This window comes from Mucilaginibacter sp. 21P (genome assembly GCF_019331605.1).
GTDB classification, from domain to species: domain Bacteria; phylum Bacteroidota; class Bacteroidia; order Sphingobacteriales; family Sphingobacteriaceae; genus Mucilaginibacter; species Mucilaginibacter achroorhodeus.
This window is the reverse complement of sequence record NZ_CP063061.1, coordinates 2,307,043-2,323,314: the sequence shown is the minus strand read 5'-3', so window position 1 is coordinate 2,323,314 and position 16,272 is coordinate 2,307,043. Positions and strand designations below refer to the sequence as shown.

Genomic DNA, 16,272 nt, shown 5'->3' with positions numbered 1-16,272 from the left:
TTGTGCCTGTACCAGCAAAAAACTGGGTTACCCAATATTAACCGGGAAACGAGTAAAACTTGCCAAAGGATTTTTGTAGTTGATAAAGCTTTCAGCCACGGTCAATGCCTCATCAATTACATGATGCATATCCAGATAGCGGTAAGTAGCCAACCTGCCAACAAAGGTTGTATTAAACTCAGATTGTGCCCTTTGCTTATAACGGGCAAGTATTGCTTTATCGGCAGGTAACGATTTAGGATAAAAAGGAATGTCATCACCTTCGGTTTCTTTACTAAATTCTTTAAAAAAAAGGCTCTTGTCATGATCTTCCCAAGGGGTAAAATGTTTGTGCTCATGTACCCTGGTGTAAGGCACATTTTTGTCGCAATAGTTTATAACAGGGTTACCCTGGTAATCGCTTCCATTATAAATGAAACGCTCAAAATAAATGGTACGATAGCCAAGCCTACCTTCGGCATATGAAAAATAGGCGTCAATGGCGCCTGTATAAAAAATGTAATGGTATTTTCCATTCCACTCCCGCTCGTAACGCGTATTTAATTCAACGGTAATGGCCGGATGATCCAGAATGTTTGATATCAAATTAGTATAGCCGTTTCTTGGTATTCCCTGATAATGAGTATGATAATAGTTATCGTCGTAGTTAAACCTTATGGGCAGCCTTTTTAAAACATCAGCAGAAAGTTCTCTGGGATGGCAACCCCATTGTTTAATTGTATAGTCGAGAAAAAACGTTTCATAAATTTTCTTTCCAAGCATTTTTAAGGCCTGTTCTTCAAAATTCCTTGGCTCTGCTATGGTTTTATCCCCTAATTGTGCTACAAATTCTTCTGCCTCACGAGGGTTGAAAGTTTTACCGAATAACTGGTTAATTGTTAACAGATTTATGGGTAGTGAAAACACACCAGCTCTTGTTACCGCCTTCACCCTGTTAGTGTAAGGCATAAACTCATCAAATTTGTTTACATATTGCCACACCTTCTCATTGCTGGTGTTAAAAATATGAGGGCCATAAACGTGCTCCATAACGTTAGTTTCATTATCACGCTTAGTATGACAATTGCCCGCAATGTGATTGCGTTCATCAACCACCAAAACATTATAATGTCCGCTATCTGCCAATTCCCGCGCAATAACTGATCCGGAAAAACCCGCGCCAACAACCAGAATGTTATGCATTAACTGAAGTTAAAGTTTTTTCCGCGTAACTTTCCATAGAAGACCCTAATAAAACGCGAAAGAAAACCATGGTCAAATTTCCGTATTAAAAGAATTGTGCTGATAAAGGTTTTTTTTGATATGGCATTGTTCTTTACCGCAGCCATAAGTAAAGCCAATCTTTCGTCAAGTGCTTTGTTATAAGCTATACTTTTGGTTACAGAGAAATTCTTGTGAATATGAGATAGAGTTTTTATCTGTTCCAGAAGTAATTTGTTAGTAAAACGGGATCTCGCGTTTAGATTGTGATTACGCTGATAGTTCAACGGCGAAGAACAATAGGCAATGTCAAATTTTTTTAAGACAGAAACATAAATATGCCAATCTCCGCAAATTTTGTAATCAATATCTTCCCATTTAATTTGAGAAAAGCAACGTTTATCGAATAGGACAGCGCTTGCGTTGGGTATGGTACACTGTACTGACAAAAATTCGGCAACTTCCTTTTCACCTTTGTTAAAAAAATCTTTTTCCCATTTTATCGGGTCTACACGTTTCATCCACCAATCGCTCTCGTCGTACACTACACCGTTTTGGTCAACCGGAAGCGATTTACAATAGGCCAATCCAATGTCCATCTCATTGCTTTCGAAAAGCGGCAACATCCTTTTTAGAAATTCAGGGTCAGCATAATCATCACTTTCTGCAATCCATATGTATTTACCCTGTGCTAAACTTATTCCTTTTTGCCACTGTTTAAATGTAGAGCCACTGTTCTGGCTATTAAATAATACCTTACTTATCTTAGGGTGGCCCTTATATCTTTCGATATTATCAACGCTATCATCCTTCGAAGCGTCGTCAAGTAAAATGATCTCGAAATTTTGATATGTTTGATTGAGTATACTTTCAATACGCTGAGTTAAAAAGGCAGCATGGTTGTAATTGGGTATAATAATAGAAACGAGCATTAAAAATCTTGGTAATTAGACTCTGAAAGTTTTAGCGACCAACTATTTGAAATGTTTGCTGTTTTAATGTAGTGCAACTGCTCATTTGTTAAAGTATCCGTACATTGATACCAACTTAAATGCCTTGCCAAATAGGGGCTTGCTGTCCTTATTCCTGATAAAAAATTCCTATGAATAAGATTATTATATGGTCTGTATAACGCGAATGTTGTATCTATATCGGCGTCGTAAAGACCCGGGGATATTTCTGTGGTCCAGTATTTCCTTTCCCAGTCAATTACTTTTTGTTTCAATTGATAATGTTCTGGTATATCATCAATTCTCAAACCGAAGCCAGCTTTAGTTACGCCGGGATGCTGATCTAATATATCTATAAATTTAGACATAAAATCATCCGGGCAATTTTCATCAGGAACAATGTCGGCATCAGTGACGGCATAATATCCCTCCGAAAATTTTTTATTAACAGTTGAAATGCGCCATAAAGCCATATGGCCGTAATTATAATTTAGCCTGATCACATTAGCATTCGTAGTACGGTAAAACGCAAGCAATGGCTCATAGTCTGAGTTATTGTCCAAAATATGAATATTATAATAGCCTCTGATAGTAAGGCTATTAATAAGCATCTCAACCGTATGCAACTGATTATAATTGATAATAATTATGGGTATTGTCTTAGGGGCTTTGATTTGAGCTTTTACTGTTGCACTTGTTTTTGCTTTTACGTTAAATATAGCATCCCTTATCACATTAAAACTGCTTGTTTTCTTTATTGTTCGCCTTAACATATTTACAGGATGTAAAAGTGTTTTATCTATGCCCAGTAGATATTTATCAGGTTTAATCGGGAATTGTTCTTTTTGTATGTCTGCACTATCAATTTTAGCTAATATCTTATTGATAGCATTAAGCTTTTTCTTACTTATAAAAAAAGTACCCCTCGGAAAAGCCCTATTAAATTGCCTTTCAAAAAAATATAAAAAAGATTTATACTGGTCATCAATGTTAAAAGGCTTTTCATACGAGTTATAAACGTCGGTACCTTTATCGTAAATACCGAGATCTATGGCACATTCTATGAGTAATTTATTATTTAAAGTCCTTAGCGTTTTACTGTAAATTACAATCCATTCCTCTAAAAATTTATTCCAATGATTTATAGTTTTGCTGTCATCGTGCATGCGGAATCGAGATAACGTTTTTTTTATGTAACGCATTTGACTGTTTAGTGCAAAGCGTATGAAAAGATCCACATCAAGGCAATAATGAAATTTTTCGTTTAACAAGCCTTGGTCATCAATTAGTTTTTTCCTGAAAAAGCATGAAGGTTGGGAATAGGGGAATTGCCCAAGTTGCTTCGCTTCGAAATCTTTTAAATCAATTTGATTTGTATAACTTTTTTTTTCAGTGAAAAACAAGCAGTCTCCAAATATGAAATTTACTGAGGGATTCTCCGCAAATATTTCCCCAATTAACAGTAAGGTTCCGTCCTCATATAAGTCATCTGAATTCAGCCACGTAACCACATCTCCGGTAGCTCTCAACAGCCCTTTATTTATCGCCTCGGCCTGGCCGTTGTCTTTTTCACTGCTCCAAAAGCTTATGTATTTATTATATTTTCTTATTATGTCCACAGATGCATCTGTGCTTCCCCCGTCAATAATTATAAATTCTAATTTTGGATAACCCTGGTTTATCACGGAAAGTATGGTTTCCTCCAGAAATTTGCCTTGATTAAAGGAGGGGGTGATGATTGAAATTTTAGGGTAGTTATGCCCCATCTTTTTTTGCTTCTTTTAAACGTGCATTAACAGCTTCAGGGTTTTTAGTTGCTATAAGATTTTGATATGGGTAATAGGCTTTAAGTTCAGAAAATTTAATGCTGTTGCTCTGAGGGTCAAACTCATACCACTTATACCCTTTATCAACTAAATAATTATACAACTCTTTACAACTGTAGCCAGCTCTAAACATGTTTTCTTCAGTAAATTCGATAAGAAATGTCGCTTTAAATAAATTGTTATCAAATAGTCGACGCATACCTTCAAATACCTTTATTTCCCATCCTTCAACATCAATTTTTATGAGAGAAATATGGCTTATCTCAATACTATAACTTTCAATAAATTCATCCAAAGTAACTACGGGTACAATTATTGAGTCTTTTACTTCGATATGTTTTAAATTAGCAAACGAGTTCCACGCATCATAACCATTAGCAGCTAAATTTAAATTAAGCTCGCCTGCTTGGTTCGATAACCCTACAGGCTCTATATTTACACAATCCACCAATTTGTTTAAAGCAACATTTTCGCGTAACCTTTTAACTGTTGCTGGAGTGGGCTCAAATGCATACACTTTACCTGTTCCGTTTAGAGTGTGAGCAGCAAATAATGTATGCATGCCAATGTTTGCACCAACATCAAAAAATATATCTCCCTGCTTTATGAAGCGACTAATGAATAGTTCTTCATCATGCTCAAATCCCTCAAATATGAGTTTTGAAAGTAAGCTATCTTTGTGAAGAATTATTTTTAAAGAATTAGACAATTGATATACAAATTTATCAGCATTCAGAACATTTTTGTCCCAGGCAGAGAGTTCGTTTTTTTTTCTTCTTCGATTATATTTGTCTAAAACGTTAATTACTTTTTGAACAATGTATACGTCAATTTTTTTCATGTTCAATCTCCCATTTTAAATTTAACGCAAGGTATCCGGGTCGGGAATCTGAATAGAGCTGATTTATACCAGTCATATTGATTATATCTATTAAAAGTTGATGATCCCTAAATGACAACCATTTAATATTGTGTATCCCGATTGTTGGCGTAATGATATATTGACCCTCGTTTAAGAGGCACGCGGGTATATGAGCAATCATCCTGTATTTTCCTTCTTGTAACGCTTGGTTTTCTGACAAGCTATCATCATGAAAGGTCCTGAAAATGCATTGTTCTGTCGATGGGCTTATTAACTCAAATCCCAGTCTGAGGCCATCAATTGGTTTTTTAATATGAAATGTAAATTTTAATTCTATTTGTCGTCCCGAGTCAAAAGATCTTTGGTTTTGGTAATGCGGTATTATTTCAAAACCATGCAAAAAAACATTGTCATCACTCTCTTGGGCATTAAAAAAAACGCTTAGCCTTTCTTTAAAATTTTGTCTATCAAGTAAATAATCATCTATTACAGACTTGGTTTTTGCAAAGCATACTAATTGGCCGCTTTTCAAATAGGCCGATGTATCGCAAAGTTGATTGATAAGCCCCATGTTGTGACTAACAAAAAGTACCGTTCTACCTTCGCCTTTGCTTACATCTCCCATTTTGCCGAGACACTTTTTTTGGAATTCGGCATCACCTACAGCCAGCACTTCGTCAACGATGAGTATCTCAGACTCCAAGTGCGCCGCAACAGCAAATGCAAGTCTTACATACATTCCTGACGAGTATCGTTTAACAGGGGTGTCAATATAACGCTCTATCCCGGCAAAGCTGACAATCTCGTCAAACTTGCGTTTTATTTCGGCTTTTCGCATGCCAAGTATAGCACCGTTGAGGTAGATATTTTCCCGGCCTGTCAGCTCCGGGTGAAACCCTGTACCCACCTCCAGCAAACTGGCAATCCTACCCTTCACTTTTATGCTACCGGTTGTTGGCGACGTAACCCTGCTCAGAATTTTTAGCAAGGTACTTTTGCCGGCACCGTTTCTTCCTATTATGCCAACAGCATCACCTTGTTCAATTTCAAGGTTAATATCCTTTAAGCTCCACACAATATCGCTATCGCCCGCTTGGGTACGGTCGTTGGTCTCTCCTATTTTTAAAAAAGGATCTTCTTTACCGCGCAATAGTGCCCAATATCGTTCAAGGTCACGGGAAATGGTACCGCTACTGAAGTCGCCTACCTGATACGCCTTTGAAAGATTTTCTATCTTGATCGCTTTGGAACCCAAGCTGATGTCTGTTTAAAGCTTCGCCGCCTCAGTCCCATTTTTCAGGGAAGAGTTGACAATAGGCATCCCCAACTCTTAATAGAGACTCAGAGTTAGGGCACTCCTTTGATTTGCGAAGATAATAGTTTTAAAATCCTGCTACAGTTATAAATTCGGGTTTTTATAAAAATAAAATATCCTCTACTAAAAATCCTGTTGTAGCTTCACTTAAAGGGAATCAAAATTCATAAAACTCTTATATAAAGGGCAAACATTTATCAGATTAAAGAGTAGTTACAGTTAGTAAAAATTTAAACGCCTTTTAATCTGAATGTTACCATGAAAAAAATCACATCGTTAGCGAGCTTTGGTATTTTTATCTTGCTCTTATCTGCCTGCCAGTTCAGTGTTGGCACTAAGAAGGACCTTAAAACCGGATTATCTTTATCTTATAATGGATTTAAAGCTGACGATGCATATTTGGTTGATGCTACCGGCAAACGCATGGAAAATAATAAAGTGCCGTTAAATTCCAATTTCTCTATTGTTGTTACAGGTGTTGGCAACTATACTTTAAAAGATGGCAAGGCTTACCCCGGCTGCGAGATAACCGTTAAAGATAAAAGCGGTAAAGTAATGGGTACATTGCCTGATGTGATGTCTGAAGCTGCTAAAAACGGCCTCGATCCTAACGGTGCAGTAACGCTAACTGCCACAGTATCTATGTCGCCGCCATTTAAAGTTGGCGAAACATACCATGTAATAGCCCGCTTTTTTGACAAGCAAAATGCCAAGAGCAAGCTTACGGCAGAGGTGGATGTAGTGTTGCAATAGTATTTAAGAGCATCAGAATAAGTAAAGCAGCTGTTTTACCCAATAAAATTTTGTTCGGATGATTTTTATTCCAAAAATAAAATTATCTATTGACAAAACAATTTTTACTTGTACATTTACGCCATAACAAATACAATGAACACACAACGTGCATATTTCTGGGGTTTCTACTTTTACTTTAGCAGTAAGAGCCGGGACTGATATGTACAAAAAACATAAAAGAAAAAACTGAAAAGTCCCGGCCCAACAAGCCGGGACTTTTTGCTTACTGGGCATTATGAAAACTGATAAACCAAGAGTTGCCATACAAGGTATTCGCGCTTCCTTTCACGAAGAAGCCGCCTTTAGATATTTTGGCGAAAACATCGAGGCTATAGAATGCAACTCTTTTAAGCAAACATTTGAGGCGCTTAAAAATAAGGAGGCTGATTATGTGGTAATGGCGATAGAAAATAGTATTGCCGGCAGCATATTGCCCAACTACTCGCTCATGATGAGCTACAGCTATCCGGTAGTAGGTGAAGTTTACGTACCCATTCAACTACATCTGATGGCTTTGCCAGGCGTAAAGTTTGACGATGTAAAATATGTAACATCCCACCCTATTGCCATACGCCAGTGTATTGATTTTTTTGACGAATACCCACATCTGAAGATTGTTGAAAGTAATGATACCGCTGCTTGCGCAAAACGTATCCGTGATGAGCAGCTAACAGATACCGTTGCTATTGCTAATACACTTGCAGCACAACTTTATGGCTTGGATGTATTGGAACGCAGGATAGAATCTAACAAACTTAATTTCACCCGTTTCCTGATACTGACCACACATGAGAACAACAAGCGTAAAGGCCCTGCGAATAAGGCTTCTCTATGTTTCCAGGTAAACAATGAGGTGGGCGCGCTTGCTAAAGTGCTCAATATCTTCAGTCAGGAAAATGTGAACATGAGCAAGATTCAAAGCATGCCGGTTTTAGGCAAGCGTAATGAGTACAACTTTTATGTAGACATTGAATGGGAAGACAGCAAGCAATTTGATAACGCCATTCGCCAGATCCTTAAGTACACACATAACTTCAACATTTTAGGAGAGTATCAGCGGTACGAACAAGATAGTATACCAAAGCCAAAAGAGAAGAACGCTAAGCGATACATAACCGTAAAGAAGAGGGAATAAGTCTTTAGTCGGGATTCCGGAAAGTCGGAAAGTCCCAAAGACAACAATTTGAACTAACAAACTAATAACACATATAAACATTAAAACAACCGGACTTACGGACTTATCGAACTTCCGGACTAAAAATCAAAAACACGATATGAAACTGAATTTAAACATACAGCCCTTAAATACCTGGATAAATAAAGAAGGTAAACAGCCTTTATTGATTGCAGGCCCTTGCAGCGCCGAAACTGAAGATCAGTTGGTGGCAACTGCCCACTTATTAGCAAAAACCGGTAAAGTAAGCGCACTACGCGCAGGTATCTGGAAACCACGTACCCGCCCGGGCGAGTTTGAAGGTATTGGCAGTATTGGTTTAGAGTGGTTAAAACGCGCCAAAGCAGAAACTGGCTTGCCTACTGCTGTTGAAGTTGCTACCGCAAAACACGTTGAAGAAGCTTTGGCTGCAGGTGTGGATATCCTTTGGGTAGGTGCTCGTTCAACTGCAAACCCTTTCACTGTTCAGGAAATTGCTGATGCCCTTAAAGGTGTTGATGTACCTGTAATGGTTAAAAACCCGGTTAATCCCGATCTTTCTTTATGGGTTGGTGCTTTAGAGCGTATCAACAACGCAGGTATTACCAAGCTGGCTGCTATCCACCGTGGTTTCTCATCATACGAAAAATCTGCTTTCCGTAACGAACCAATGTGGGATGTTGCCATCAGCTTAAAAACTTTGGTGCCTGAGTTGCCAATTATCAACGATCCAAGCCACATCACCGGTAACCGCGACCTGATAGGTTATATCTCTCAGAAAGCTATCGACCTGGATATGCAAGGTTTGATGATCGAATCGCACATCGACCCTACCGTTGCCTGGACAGATGCTAAACAACAGGTTACCCCTGCTGCATTATCAGACATTATTGATAACCTGGCACTGCGTAAAGCTGAAGTTAAAAACACAGAGGTTAAAGATAAACTGGCCGAGTTGCGTGCGCAAATCGACAAAATTGACGACCTGATCATCCAGAAAGTTGCTGAGCGCATGACCATTGCCGAGCAAATTGGTAAATACAAAAAAGATAACAACATCACCATTTTACAGGTTAACCGTTGGGAAGAGATCCTGAAGAAAACCACTGATTATGGTAAGGCCTTGAAATTAAGCCCTGAGTTTACCGAGAAATTATTAGAGCTGGTACACACAGAGTCTATCCGTCGCCAGGGTCTGATCCTGAACGAAGGTATTGAGCAACCAAAAGAAAGTTTAACGCATGCGTAATTCGCCTCATCCCTGCCCTTCTCCAAAGGAAAGGGTTAATTGAGGTTACAAATAATAAAAGATACTTAAAGTCCTCTATTTTGGAGAGGATTTAGGTTAAGCTACTATGGCAAAACATAACATCGTACTTACTAAACAAGGCAAAACTGCAAACGGCACCATACAACTTACCGGCTCAAAAAGCGAATGTAATCGCGCGTTAATTATTGAAGCACTGAGCGATGGTAAAGTTAAGGTTGAGAACATGTCTGACGCTGCGGATGCGGTTCTTTTAAGGGATATACTGAAATCAGAGATTAGAGAACAGAGATTGGAGATTAGTCAAACAAATTCACTAATCTCTGATCACCAATCTCAAATCTCCACTATTGATATCGGCCCAGCCGGTACTGCCATGCGTTTTTTAACAGCGTTTCTTCCCTTGCTTAACAAAAACATCGTTTTAACTGGTTCTGAACGGATGCAGCAGCGGCCGATCGGTATACTGGTGGATGCCATGCGCAAGTTGGGGGCCACGATTGATTACGAAAAAAACGATGGTTATCCGCCAATCAACATCCATCCTGGGTTTGAGCAGCAAACAAATGTAATCGGGATAAAAGGTAATATCAGCAGCCAGTATATCACTGCGCTTTTACTGATAGCAGCAAAACTGTCGCAAGGTTTAGAATTGCACATTCAGGGTGAGCTTACTTCAAAACCGTATGTGGAAATGACCTTAGCCATGTTAAACCAGGCAGGCATCCGGCATACATGGGCCGATAACATTATCGCTATCGAACACCAGGATTTTGCAGAAACAACCTTACTGGTTGAACCGGACTGGAGCGCTGCTTCATACTGGTACGCCATTGCAGCCTTAAGCGACGAAGCTGAACTTTTCCTGCCGGGATTAACATCATACAGCCTGCAAGGCGATAGCGTTATCACGGAGATAATGGCTAATTTCGGGATCACATCGGTTTTTAAGGATGGCGGCGTTTATTTGACAAAAGAGGCTAAACCTATTGTCCGCAAGATATTTGATATGAAGGAATGCCCGGATCTGGCGCAAACGGTTATCGTGGTATGTGCTGCTTTAGGGCATGAGGCAACCTTTACCGGGCTGGAAACATTGAAGATCAAAGAAACCGACCGCGTACTGGCACTGCAAACCGAGCTGGCGAAGATCGGTGTTAAGCTGATAGAGAAAGGACAGGTTTACAAACTGGATTGCAGCGAACGCAACCTGCCGCAGCGTATGTTCATCAGCACGTATGATGATCACCGCATGGCAATGGCCTTTGCACCATTGGCTATCCTGATACCTGAACTGGAGGTAGAAGACGCCGAAGTGGTCTGCAAATCATACCCGGCGTTCTGGTCTGACCTTGAAAAAGTAGGTTTCAGATCAGAAAAAGTGGCTTAAACGAGGTGTTCACGTTCACGGCATGAACGCTTGTGAACACCGTGAACACTTTTGAACGCTTGTGAACGTAACTGGATCAATAATAAATCTATGTCATTACGAGCGGTAGCGTGGCAATCTCCTCGTTGATATAAACACCAGGAGTTTGCCACGTTGCTACGCTCCTCGCAATGACATGGTTTGTAGAATAACAATTATTAAATTTAACTAACATAAATCCCCCTTTAGGGGATTAGGGGGCTATATGGCAGGTAACTCATTGGGGCAATTATTCAGGATAACAACATTTGGCGAATCACATGGCGAGGCTATCGGCGTAATTATCGACGGCTGCCCGGCGGGTGTTAATGTGGATCTGGATTACATACAGGGCGAACTCGATAAACGCAAGCCCGGCCAGTCTAAGATCACTACCCAACGTAAGGAAAGCGATACTGTTAAAATACTTTCGGGTACTTTTGAGGGTAAAACCACAGGTACGCCCATTGCCATGCTCATCCCGAATGAAGACCAGCGCTCAAAGGATTACAGCCACAACGTAGATGTATTCCGCCCGTCACATGCCGATTACACCTATGCTACCAAATACGGCATCCGCGACCATCGTGGCGGCGGCCGTTCATCAGCTCGCGAAACCGCAGCACGCGTTGCAGCCGGTGCATTGGCTAAGCTGTTGCTTAAAACGCAGGGCATCGATATTGTTGCTCATGTAAGCAGCGTTGGCAAAATTGATGCGCCAAACGTTTTTATTGATAGTGCTGATGAATTTATCGCGCAGCGCGAACAAAACATTGTACGCTGTGCAGACCCTGCCACTGCCGAAGAGATGATCGCTTTTATTGACGGCGTTCGTAAAGATGGTGATACCGTTGGCGGTAAAGTGAGCTGTTACATCAAAAACGTTCCGGTTGGCTTGGGCGAGCCGGTATTTGATAAGCTGCATGCCGACCTGGGTAAAGCTATGCTGAGCATTAACGCCGTACACGGTTTTGAATTCGGTTCAGGTTTTAGCGGTAGCGAAATGCGCGGGTCTGAACATAATGATATTTTTCAGAAAGATGCAAACGGTAAAGTAACCACACGCTCCAACTTCTCGGGCGGGATACAGGGCGGTATCAGCAACGGTATGCCTATCGAGTTTAAGGTTGCCTTTAAACCGGTTGCCACCATTATGCATAATCAGCAAACTATTGATGGCGAAGGTAACGCCGCAGAAATAACAGGCAAAGGCCGCCATGATCCATGCGTAGTTCCGCGTGCCGTACCTATTGTTGAGGCTATGGCTGCCCTGGTAATTGCAGATCATTTGCTGCGCAACAGAAGCGCTAAATTGTAGCGAAAGGCTGGAAGCTTAAAGCAAAAAGCTTTCGGCTTTGGTCTTTCAGCTTTAAGCCTTAACCCTGCATAATACAATGCCTTCCATCATCCAACTTTACAAAAAAGCGTACAGCGGGCTCGCACGTTACAACTGGTACCTCAGCCTGGTAATGCTCATCAACCGTAGCGGTACCATGGTTGTGCCTTTCATGACCATCTACTGCATTAACCAGCTGCATTTTAGTGTGGCGCAGGCTGGCTATATCATGGCTTTATTTGGCGCAGGCGCCATAGTTGGTGCATACGTTGGCGGCTGGCTTAGCGATAGAATAGGCTTCTATGATATGCAGGCAGTTACTTTGCTAAGCGGTGGTGTAATGTTTATTGTTGTGGGCTACCAAACAACCTTTTTATCGCTGGGGATAGCCACTTTCATCTTAAGCTTTTGCAATGAGGCATTCCGCCCTGCCAATTCCATGGCCGTAGCACACTTTAGTGCGCCCGAAAACAAAACACGCTCATACTCACTGCATAGGTTAGCTACTAACCTGGGCTGGGCAGTTGGTGCAGCGCTTGGCGGCTTGCTGGCATCGTTCAATTTTAACCTGTTATTTTGGGTTGATGGTTGCACCAATATCTTTGCTGCATTGGCATTAATGGCGCTTATCCCGCGCTCCTCCGTCGCTAAGCCGGCTAAACCGCATCCTGATGAAGCTAAACCAACATCAGCCTATAAGGATAGGGTTTTCGTCATCTTTGTTGTGCTTATAACATTTTTTAATCTTTGCTTCTTCCAGTTTTTTGTGATGGAGCCCGTATTTCTAAAGATCCAATGGCATTTCAATACCCGGATTATCGGTTTGTTGCTGGCATCAAACGGCATCATCATCGCACTGGTTGAGTTGGTGATGATCAATTACCTGGAAGGCCGCCGCCATATGCTACAATATATTGTTTACGGCATCCTGGTTACAGGCGGAGGCTTCACATTGCTGAACATATTGCCGCCGCATGCTGCTTCGGGGGCTTTGGTAGTCGGTATCATCACATTCGGGGAAATGGTTAGCATGCCTTTTATGAACACATTTTGGATCTTACGCTCCGGCGAAAGAAACCGCGGGCAATATGCAGCGTTGTATACTATGTCGTGGTCGGCAGCGCAGGTGTTGGCACCAATATTAGGCGGGCAAATTATTTTATGGGGAAGCTTTACCCTATTGTGGTACGCTCTTGGCGGCATTTGCCTGGTTGTTGCATGCTGTTTATGGCTGCTGTACAGGATAGCTTACCATAAACCGAACGACAGGCAACCAAACATGAGTATCTGATCCTTCAATCAAAAGTATGAAAAGAGCATTGATATTAGACCTTGATAACACTATCTACCCCGTTAAATCCATATCTGCAAAGTTATTTGAGCCGCTTTTTAAGCTGATAGATGAGCGCCTGGATGATGAACAAGCTGCCCTTAAAGCCAAGGAAGAACTTACCCGCCGCCCATACCAGTATGTTGCTGAAGATTTTGGTTTTGGTGAAGATGTAAAACAACAGGGACTTGATCTGCTTCGCGATGCTACCTACGATGAACCCATGCAACCTTATCCGGAGTATGAAACTTTGCGCAAAATCAAAGCAGAAAAGTTTTTGGTAACAACAGGTTTTACCAAATTACAATTGAGCAAGGTTAACCAATTGGGCATCAACGGAGATTTTAAAAAGGTTTACGTGGTAGACCCGGAGCAATCTAACCTGAACAAAGGTGATATCTTCAGGCAGATAATGATGGATAACGGTTATGATGCTGAAGAAATCCTGATCATCGGTGATGATCCGCAATCTGAGATCAAATTTGCTAAAGAGGTAGGTATCGATACCTTTTTATTCGACCCGGAAGACCGTTATACAGACAGCCACGCCACTTATCGCGCTAAGGATTACCGCGACGTTGCAGGCATCGTCAATTAATAGCTTTATTTGCTTTAAGCACATTTACGGTTACGATCAGTTGCCCCAAATGCCTCATGGTGTGTTCCGCAGCGTGCGTATATAAGCCGATAACTGTTGATGGCAGTTGCTTACGGCCCACCCCTCTGAAATTGGTAAGTGTGTTAGTATCTGTTGCCGATAATACCCTTATCGCTTCATCAACCTGGCGGTAAAATGCATCTGCCAACTCTGCTGATGTGTATACTTTATTGGTCGGGTTTTCTTCGTTTGAAAGGTATTCTAATTGCATTTCGCTTAACTGCTCAGCCTGTGCATAAGTAAATAACCTGTTGATAACACCCGTTAAATGCTGTAGATGAAACCCGGGCGATGCCATCCCGGCTACCTTCTGCCAAAGCAACTTATCAGGAAAATCTTTCATTAAGATGCCTATTTCCTCTTTGGCTTGAAGCAAAGCATGTGCAACCGGCTGTAACAATGCAGGTATGTTATCGAGCGGGCCGCGCAGCCAAACCTCTGGAAGATTTCTATCATGCATATTCAAATATAAAACCGGCGGTTTATGATCGTGTCGGCCAAGGGCAATTATTTTTGGAATAAGTATTGCAATCAGCGTTTCATCTACTTAAACATTTTTCAAAGATGCGTAACTATACACTCAAAAAGTCATTCCATTTTTTATCCGTAACCCTGCTTATTGCGGCAGGCCTCATTATACAAAGCTGTACTAAAAAAAGCCGCTCAGATCTTGGTGCCGAACTTTTTAAAAAGACCCAAAATAAAGTTTTTAAAGATGCTACACCCGAAGGGCTTGAAGTAGTATTTAAAGATATGCTGCAAAAACAAAAAGTGCAGCTTAGTAAGCCGCAGATCATCACTGCATTTTATGAAGACAACAACTATGATCCTGTTTTTGTGATGGACCATATTTTTAATGGCGATGTTGACCTTACTGCTAACTATTTTGAAAAGGCCGGCCAGCATGGTCTGGATCCGGGTATGTTCAAGGCCGAGCAGATCAAAAAACTCGTAGCGAAATTTAAAGACAAAAAAGCTATCAAGAACCTTGATGAGGCTTACCGCGACATTGCCCAGTTAGAAATCTTGACTGCTAACTCATTGCTTAACTACTCAAATGCTTTGCAATTTGGTATGGTTAGCCCACGCAAGATCTACCAGCGTTATTACATGGCTACCAAACGCCCGGATAGTACATCAATGCTTGCTACATTGAAAGCAAGCAACTTAAAGGCATTTTTAGATAGCATTCAACCTAAAAACCCACAATACCTGGCGTTGCAAAAGGCGTTGATGGCAGGTGGTGCTGCTGAGGGCATGAGTAAAGAAGAAACTCAACGCTACCTGGTAGTGAACATGGAACGTTTGCGTTGGAGAAATAAACCATACGAAGAAAAATATGTGATCGTAAATATTCCTGATTACCGCCTGGATGTAATGGAGAATGGTCAATCAGCTTTAAACATGAAAGTTATTGTTGGCGAAGGTCGTAATACAGACAATACCATCTCATTAGCTGAATATAACGAGAGCTATAAAATTGACCGCCCTTTTACAAGAGAGACGCCACAATTGAACAGCCAGATCTACGCGGCGCAAGTGAACCCGGTTTGGAATATACCGGAAAGCATTGCCAGCAAAGAGATAATGGTTGAGGCCGGTAAAGACCCCTACTACCTGGAAAACAAAGGGATTGATGTTTACAAGAATGGTAAGATAGTGGAAGACCCGGAAACCATTGATTGGGGGAGCGCAAAACCTGGTCAGTATGAGTTTAAACAACGCCCAGGCGATCAGAACTCGTTGGGAAAGATCAAATTCCTGTTCAAAAATAATAGCAGTGTTTACCTGCATGATACACCTGCCCGGAGCGCATTTAATCAAAGCATGCGCGCCTTAAGTCACGGTTGCGTACGTGTTGGCGATCCATTGGCACTGGCTAAAAACCTATTTGGCGATACCCCGGCTTACGATACCATTGCCAAAGATATGGATGAGCCTAAGCCGTCCCCTACCACTTTAGATCTATCTAAAAAAGTACCGGTGTATATCACATATGTAACCTGTTGGGTTGATGCAAATGGCACACTACAATATCGCCCGGATGTATATGGCTTAGATGCCGTGCTTTACGGTCACCTCAAAAAGTTCCTTGCGGATACTGATACATTGGCAACGCTTGCCTCATTATAAAAAAAGGGCCTCCCGATTTTCGGGAGGCCCTTTTTTATG

Annotated in this window: 14 protein-coding genes; 8 read left to right on the top strand and 6 right to left on the bottom strand. The window is 41.2% G+C overall.

From position 1 onward, the window contains the following. Positions 1-27: 27 nt before the first annotated feature. Genes glf through INP83_RS10600 form a run of 5 tightly spaced genes read right to left on the bottom strand, consistent with a single transcriptional unit; the run spans position 28 to position 5,988 of the window. Positions 28-1,182 (bottom strand): UDP-galactopyranose mutase, encoded by a 1,155-nt coding sequence (glf, locus tag INP83_RS10620; RefSeq protein WP_219127440.1) that lies wholly within the window; start codon positions 1,180-1,182, stop codon positions 28-30. Further along, positions 1,182-2,132 carry a glycosyltransferase family 2 protein gene (locus INP83_RS10615; RefSeq protein WP_219127438.1) on the bottom strand — a complete coding sequence of 317 codons (951 nt, stop codon included), beginning with the start codon at positions 2,130-2,132 and terminating at the stop codon, positions 1,182-1,184. Before INP83_RS10615 ends, glf begins: the two co-directional genes overlap by 1 nt. Further along, the gene (locus INP83_RS10610) at positions 2,132-3,916 is read right to left on the bottom strand and encodes a glycosyltransferase (RefSeq protein ID WP_219127436.1); all 1,785 of its coding nucleotides are present in this window, start codon (positions 3,914-3,916) and stop codon (positions 2,132-2,134) included. Before INP83_RS10610 ends, INP83_RS10615 begins: the two co-directional genes overlap by 1 nt. After that, a complete protein-coding gene (locus INP83_RS10605) occupies positions 3,906-4,817 on the bottom strand; it encodes an FkbM family methyltransferase (RefSeq protein ID WP_146271798.1) in 912 nt (303 codons plus the stop codon). Before INP83_RS10605 ends, INP83_RS10610 begins: the two co-directional genes overlap by 11 nt. Beyond that, positions 4,804-5,988: an ABC transporter ATP-binding protein gene (locus INP83_RS10600; protein WP_255563295.1), complete on the bottom strand. Its 1,185-nt coding sequence runs from the start codon at positions 5,986-5,988 to the stop codon at positions 4,804-4,806. Before INP83_RS10600 ends, INP83_RS10605 begins: the two co-directional genes overlap by 14 nt. Before the next feature lie 423 nt (positions 5,989-6,411). On the opposite strand from INP83_RS10600, the gene INP83_RS10595 reads away from it, so the two are divergent. The 7 genes from INP83_RS10595 to INP83_RS10565 all read left to right on the top strand — a co-directional run bounded on the left by INP83_RS10595 (position 6,412) and on the right by INP83_RS10565 (position 14,040). Beyond that, positions 6,412-6,906 carry a hypothetical protein gene (locus tag INP83_RS10595; RefSeq protein ID WP_219127432.1) on the top strand — a complete coding sequence of 165 codons (495 nt, stop codon included), beginning with the start codon at positions 6,412-6,414 and terminating at the stop codon, positions 6,904-6,906. A 277-nt stretch (positions 6,907-7,183) separates the two neighbouring features. After that, positions 7,184-8,083: a prephenate dehydratase gene (locus INP83_RS10590; protein ID WP_219127430.1), complete on the top strand. Its 900-nt coding sequence runs from the start codon at positions 7,184-7,186 to the stop codon at positions 8,081-8,083. A gap of 139 nt (positions 8,084-8,222) precedes the next feature. Beyond that, positions 8,223-9,350 carry a chorismate mutase gene (locus INP83_RS10585; protein WP_219127428.1) on the top strand — a complete coding sequence of 376 codons (1,128 nt, stop codon included), beginning with the start codon at positions 8,223-8,225 and terminating at the stop codon, positions 9,348-9,350. A 106-nt stretch (positions 9,351-9,456) separates the two neighbouring features. Beyond that, the gene (gene aroA, locus INP83_RS10580; RefSeq protein ID WP_219127426.1) at positions 9,457-10,758 is read left to right on the top strand and encodes a 3-phosphoshikimate 1-carboxyvinyltransferase; all 1,302 of its coding nucleotides are present in this window, start codon (positions 9,457-9,459) and stop codon (positions 10,756-10,758) included. Between the two features lie 244 nt (positions 10,759-11,002). Next, entirely contained in the window at positions 11,003-12,094 is a 1,092-nt protein-coding gene (gene aroC / locus INP83_RS10575; protein ID WP_219127424.1) for a chorismate synthase, read from the top strand. A 76-nt stretch (positions 12,095-12,170) separates the two neighbouring features. Next, positions 12,171-13,403: an MFS transporter gene (locus tag INP83_RS10570; protein ID WP_219127422.1), complete on the top strand. Its 1,233-nt coding sequence runs from the start codon at positions 12,171-12,173 to the stop codon at positions 13,401-13,403. Between the two features lie 16 nt (positions 13,404-13,419). Then, positions 13,420-14,040, top strand: coding sequence for an HAD family hydrolase (locus INP83_RS10565; RefSeq protein ID WP_219127420.1), 621 nt, complete (start codon positions 13,420-13,422; stop codon positions 14,038-14,040). On the opposite strand, the gene INP83_RS10560 is transcribed toward INP83_RS10565, so the two are convergent. After that, complete coding sequence (locus tag INP83_RS10560) at positions 14,033-14,560, bottom strand: DinB family protein (protein ID WP_219127418.1); 528 nt, start codon at positions 14,558-14,560, stop codon at positions 14,033-14,035. The two genes, INP83_RS10565 and INP83_RS10560, sit on opposite strands and share 8 nt — an antisense overlap. A gap of 104 nt (positions 14,561-14,664) precedes the next feature. Between INP83_RS10560 and INP83_RS10555 the strand changes: the two genes are divergently transcribed. Next, positions 14,665-16,233: a L,D-transpeptidase family protein gene (locus INP83_RS10555; RefSeq protein ID WP_219127416.1), complete on the top strand. Its 1,569-nt coding sequence runs from the start codon at positions 14,665-14,667 to the stop codon at positions 16,231-16,233. Positions 16,234-16,272: the final 39 nt, after the last annotated feature.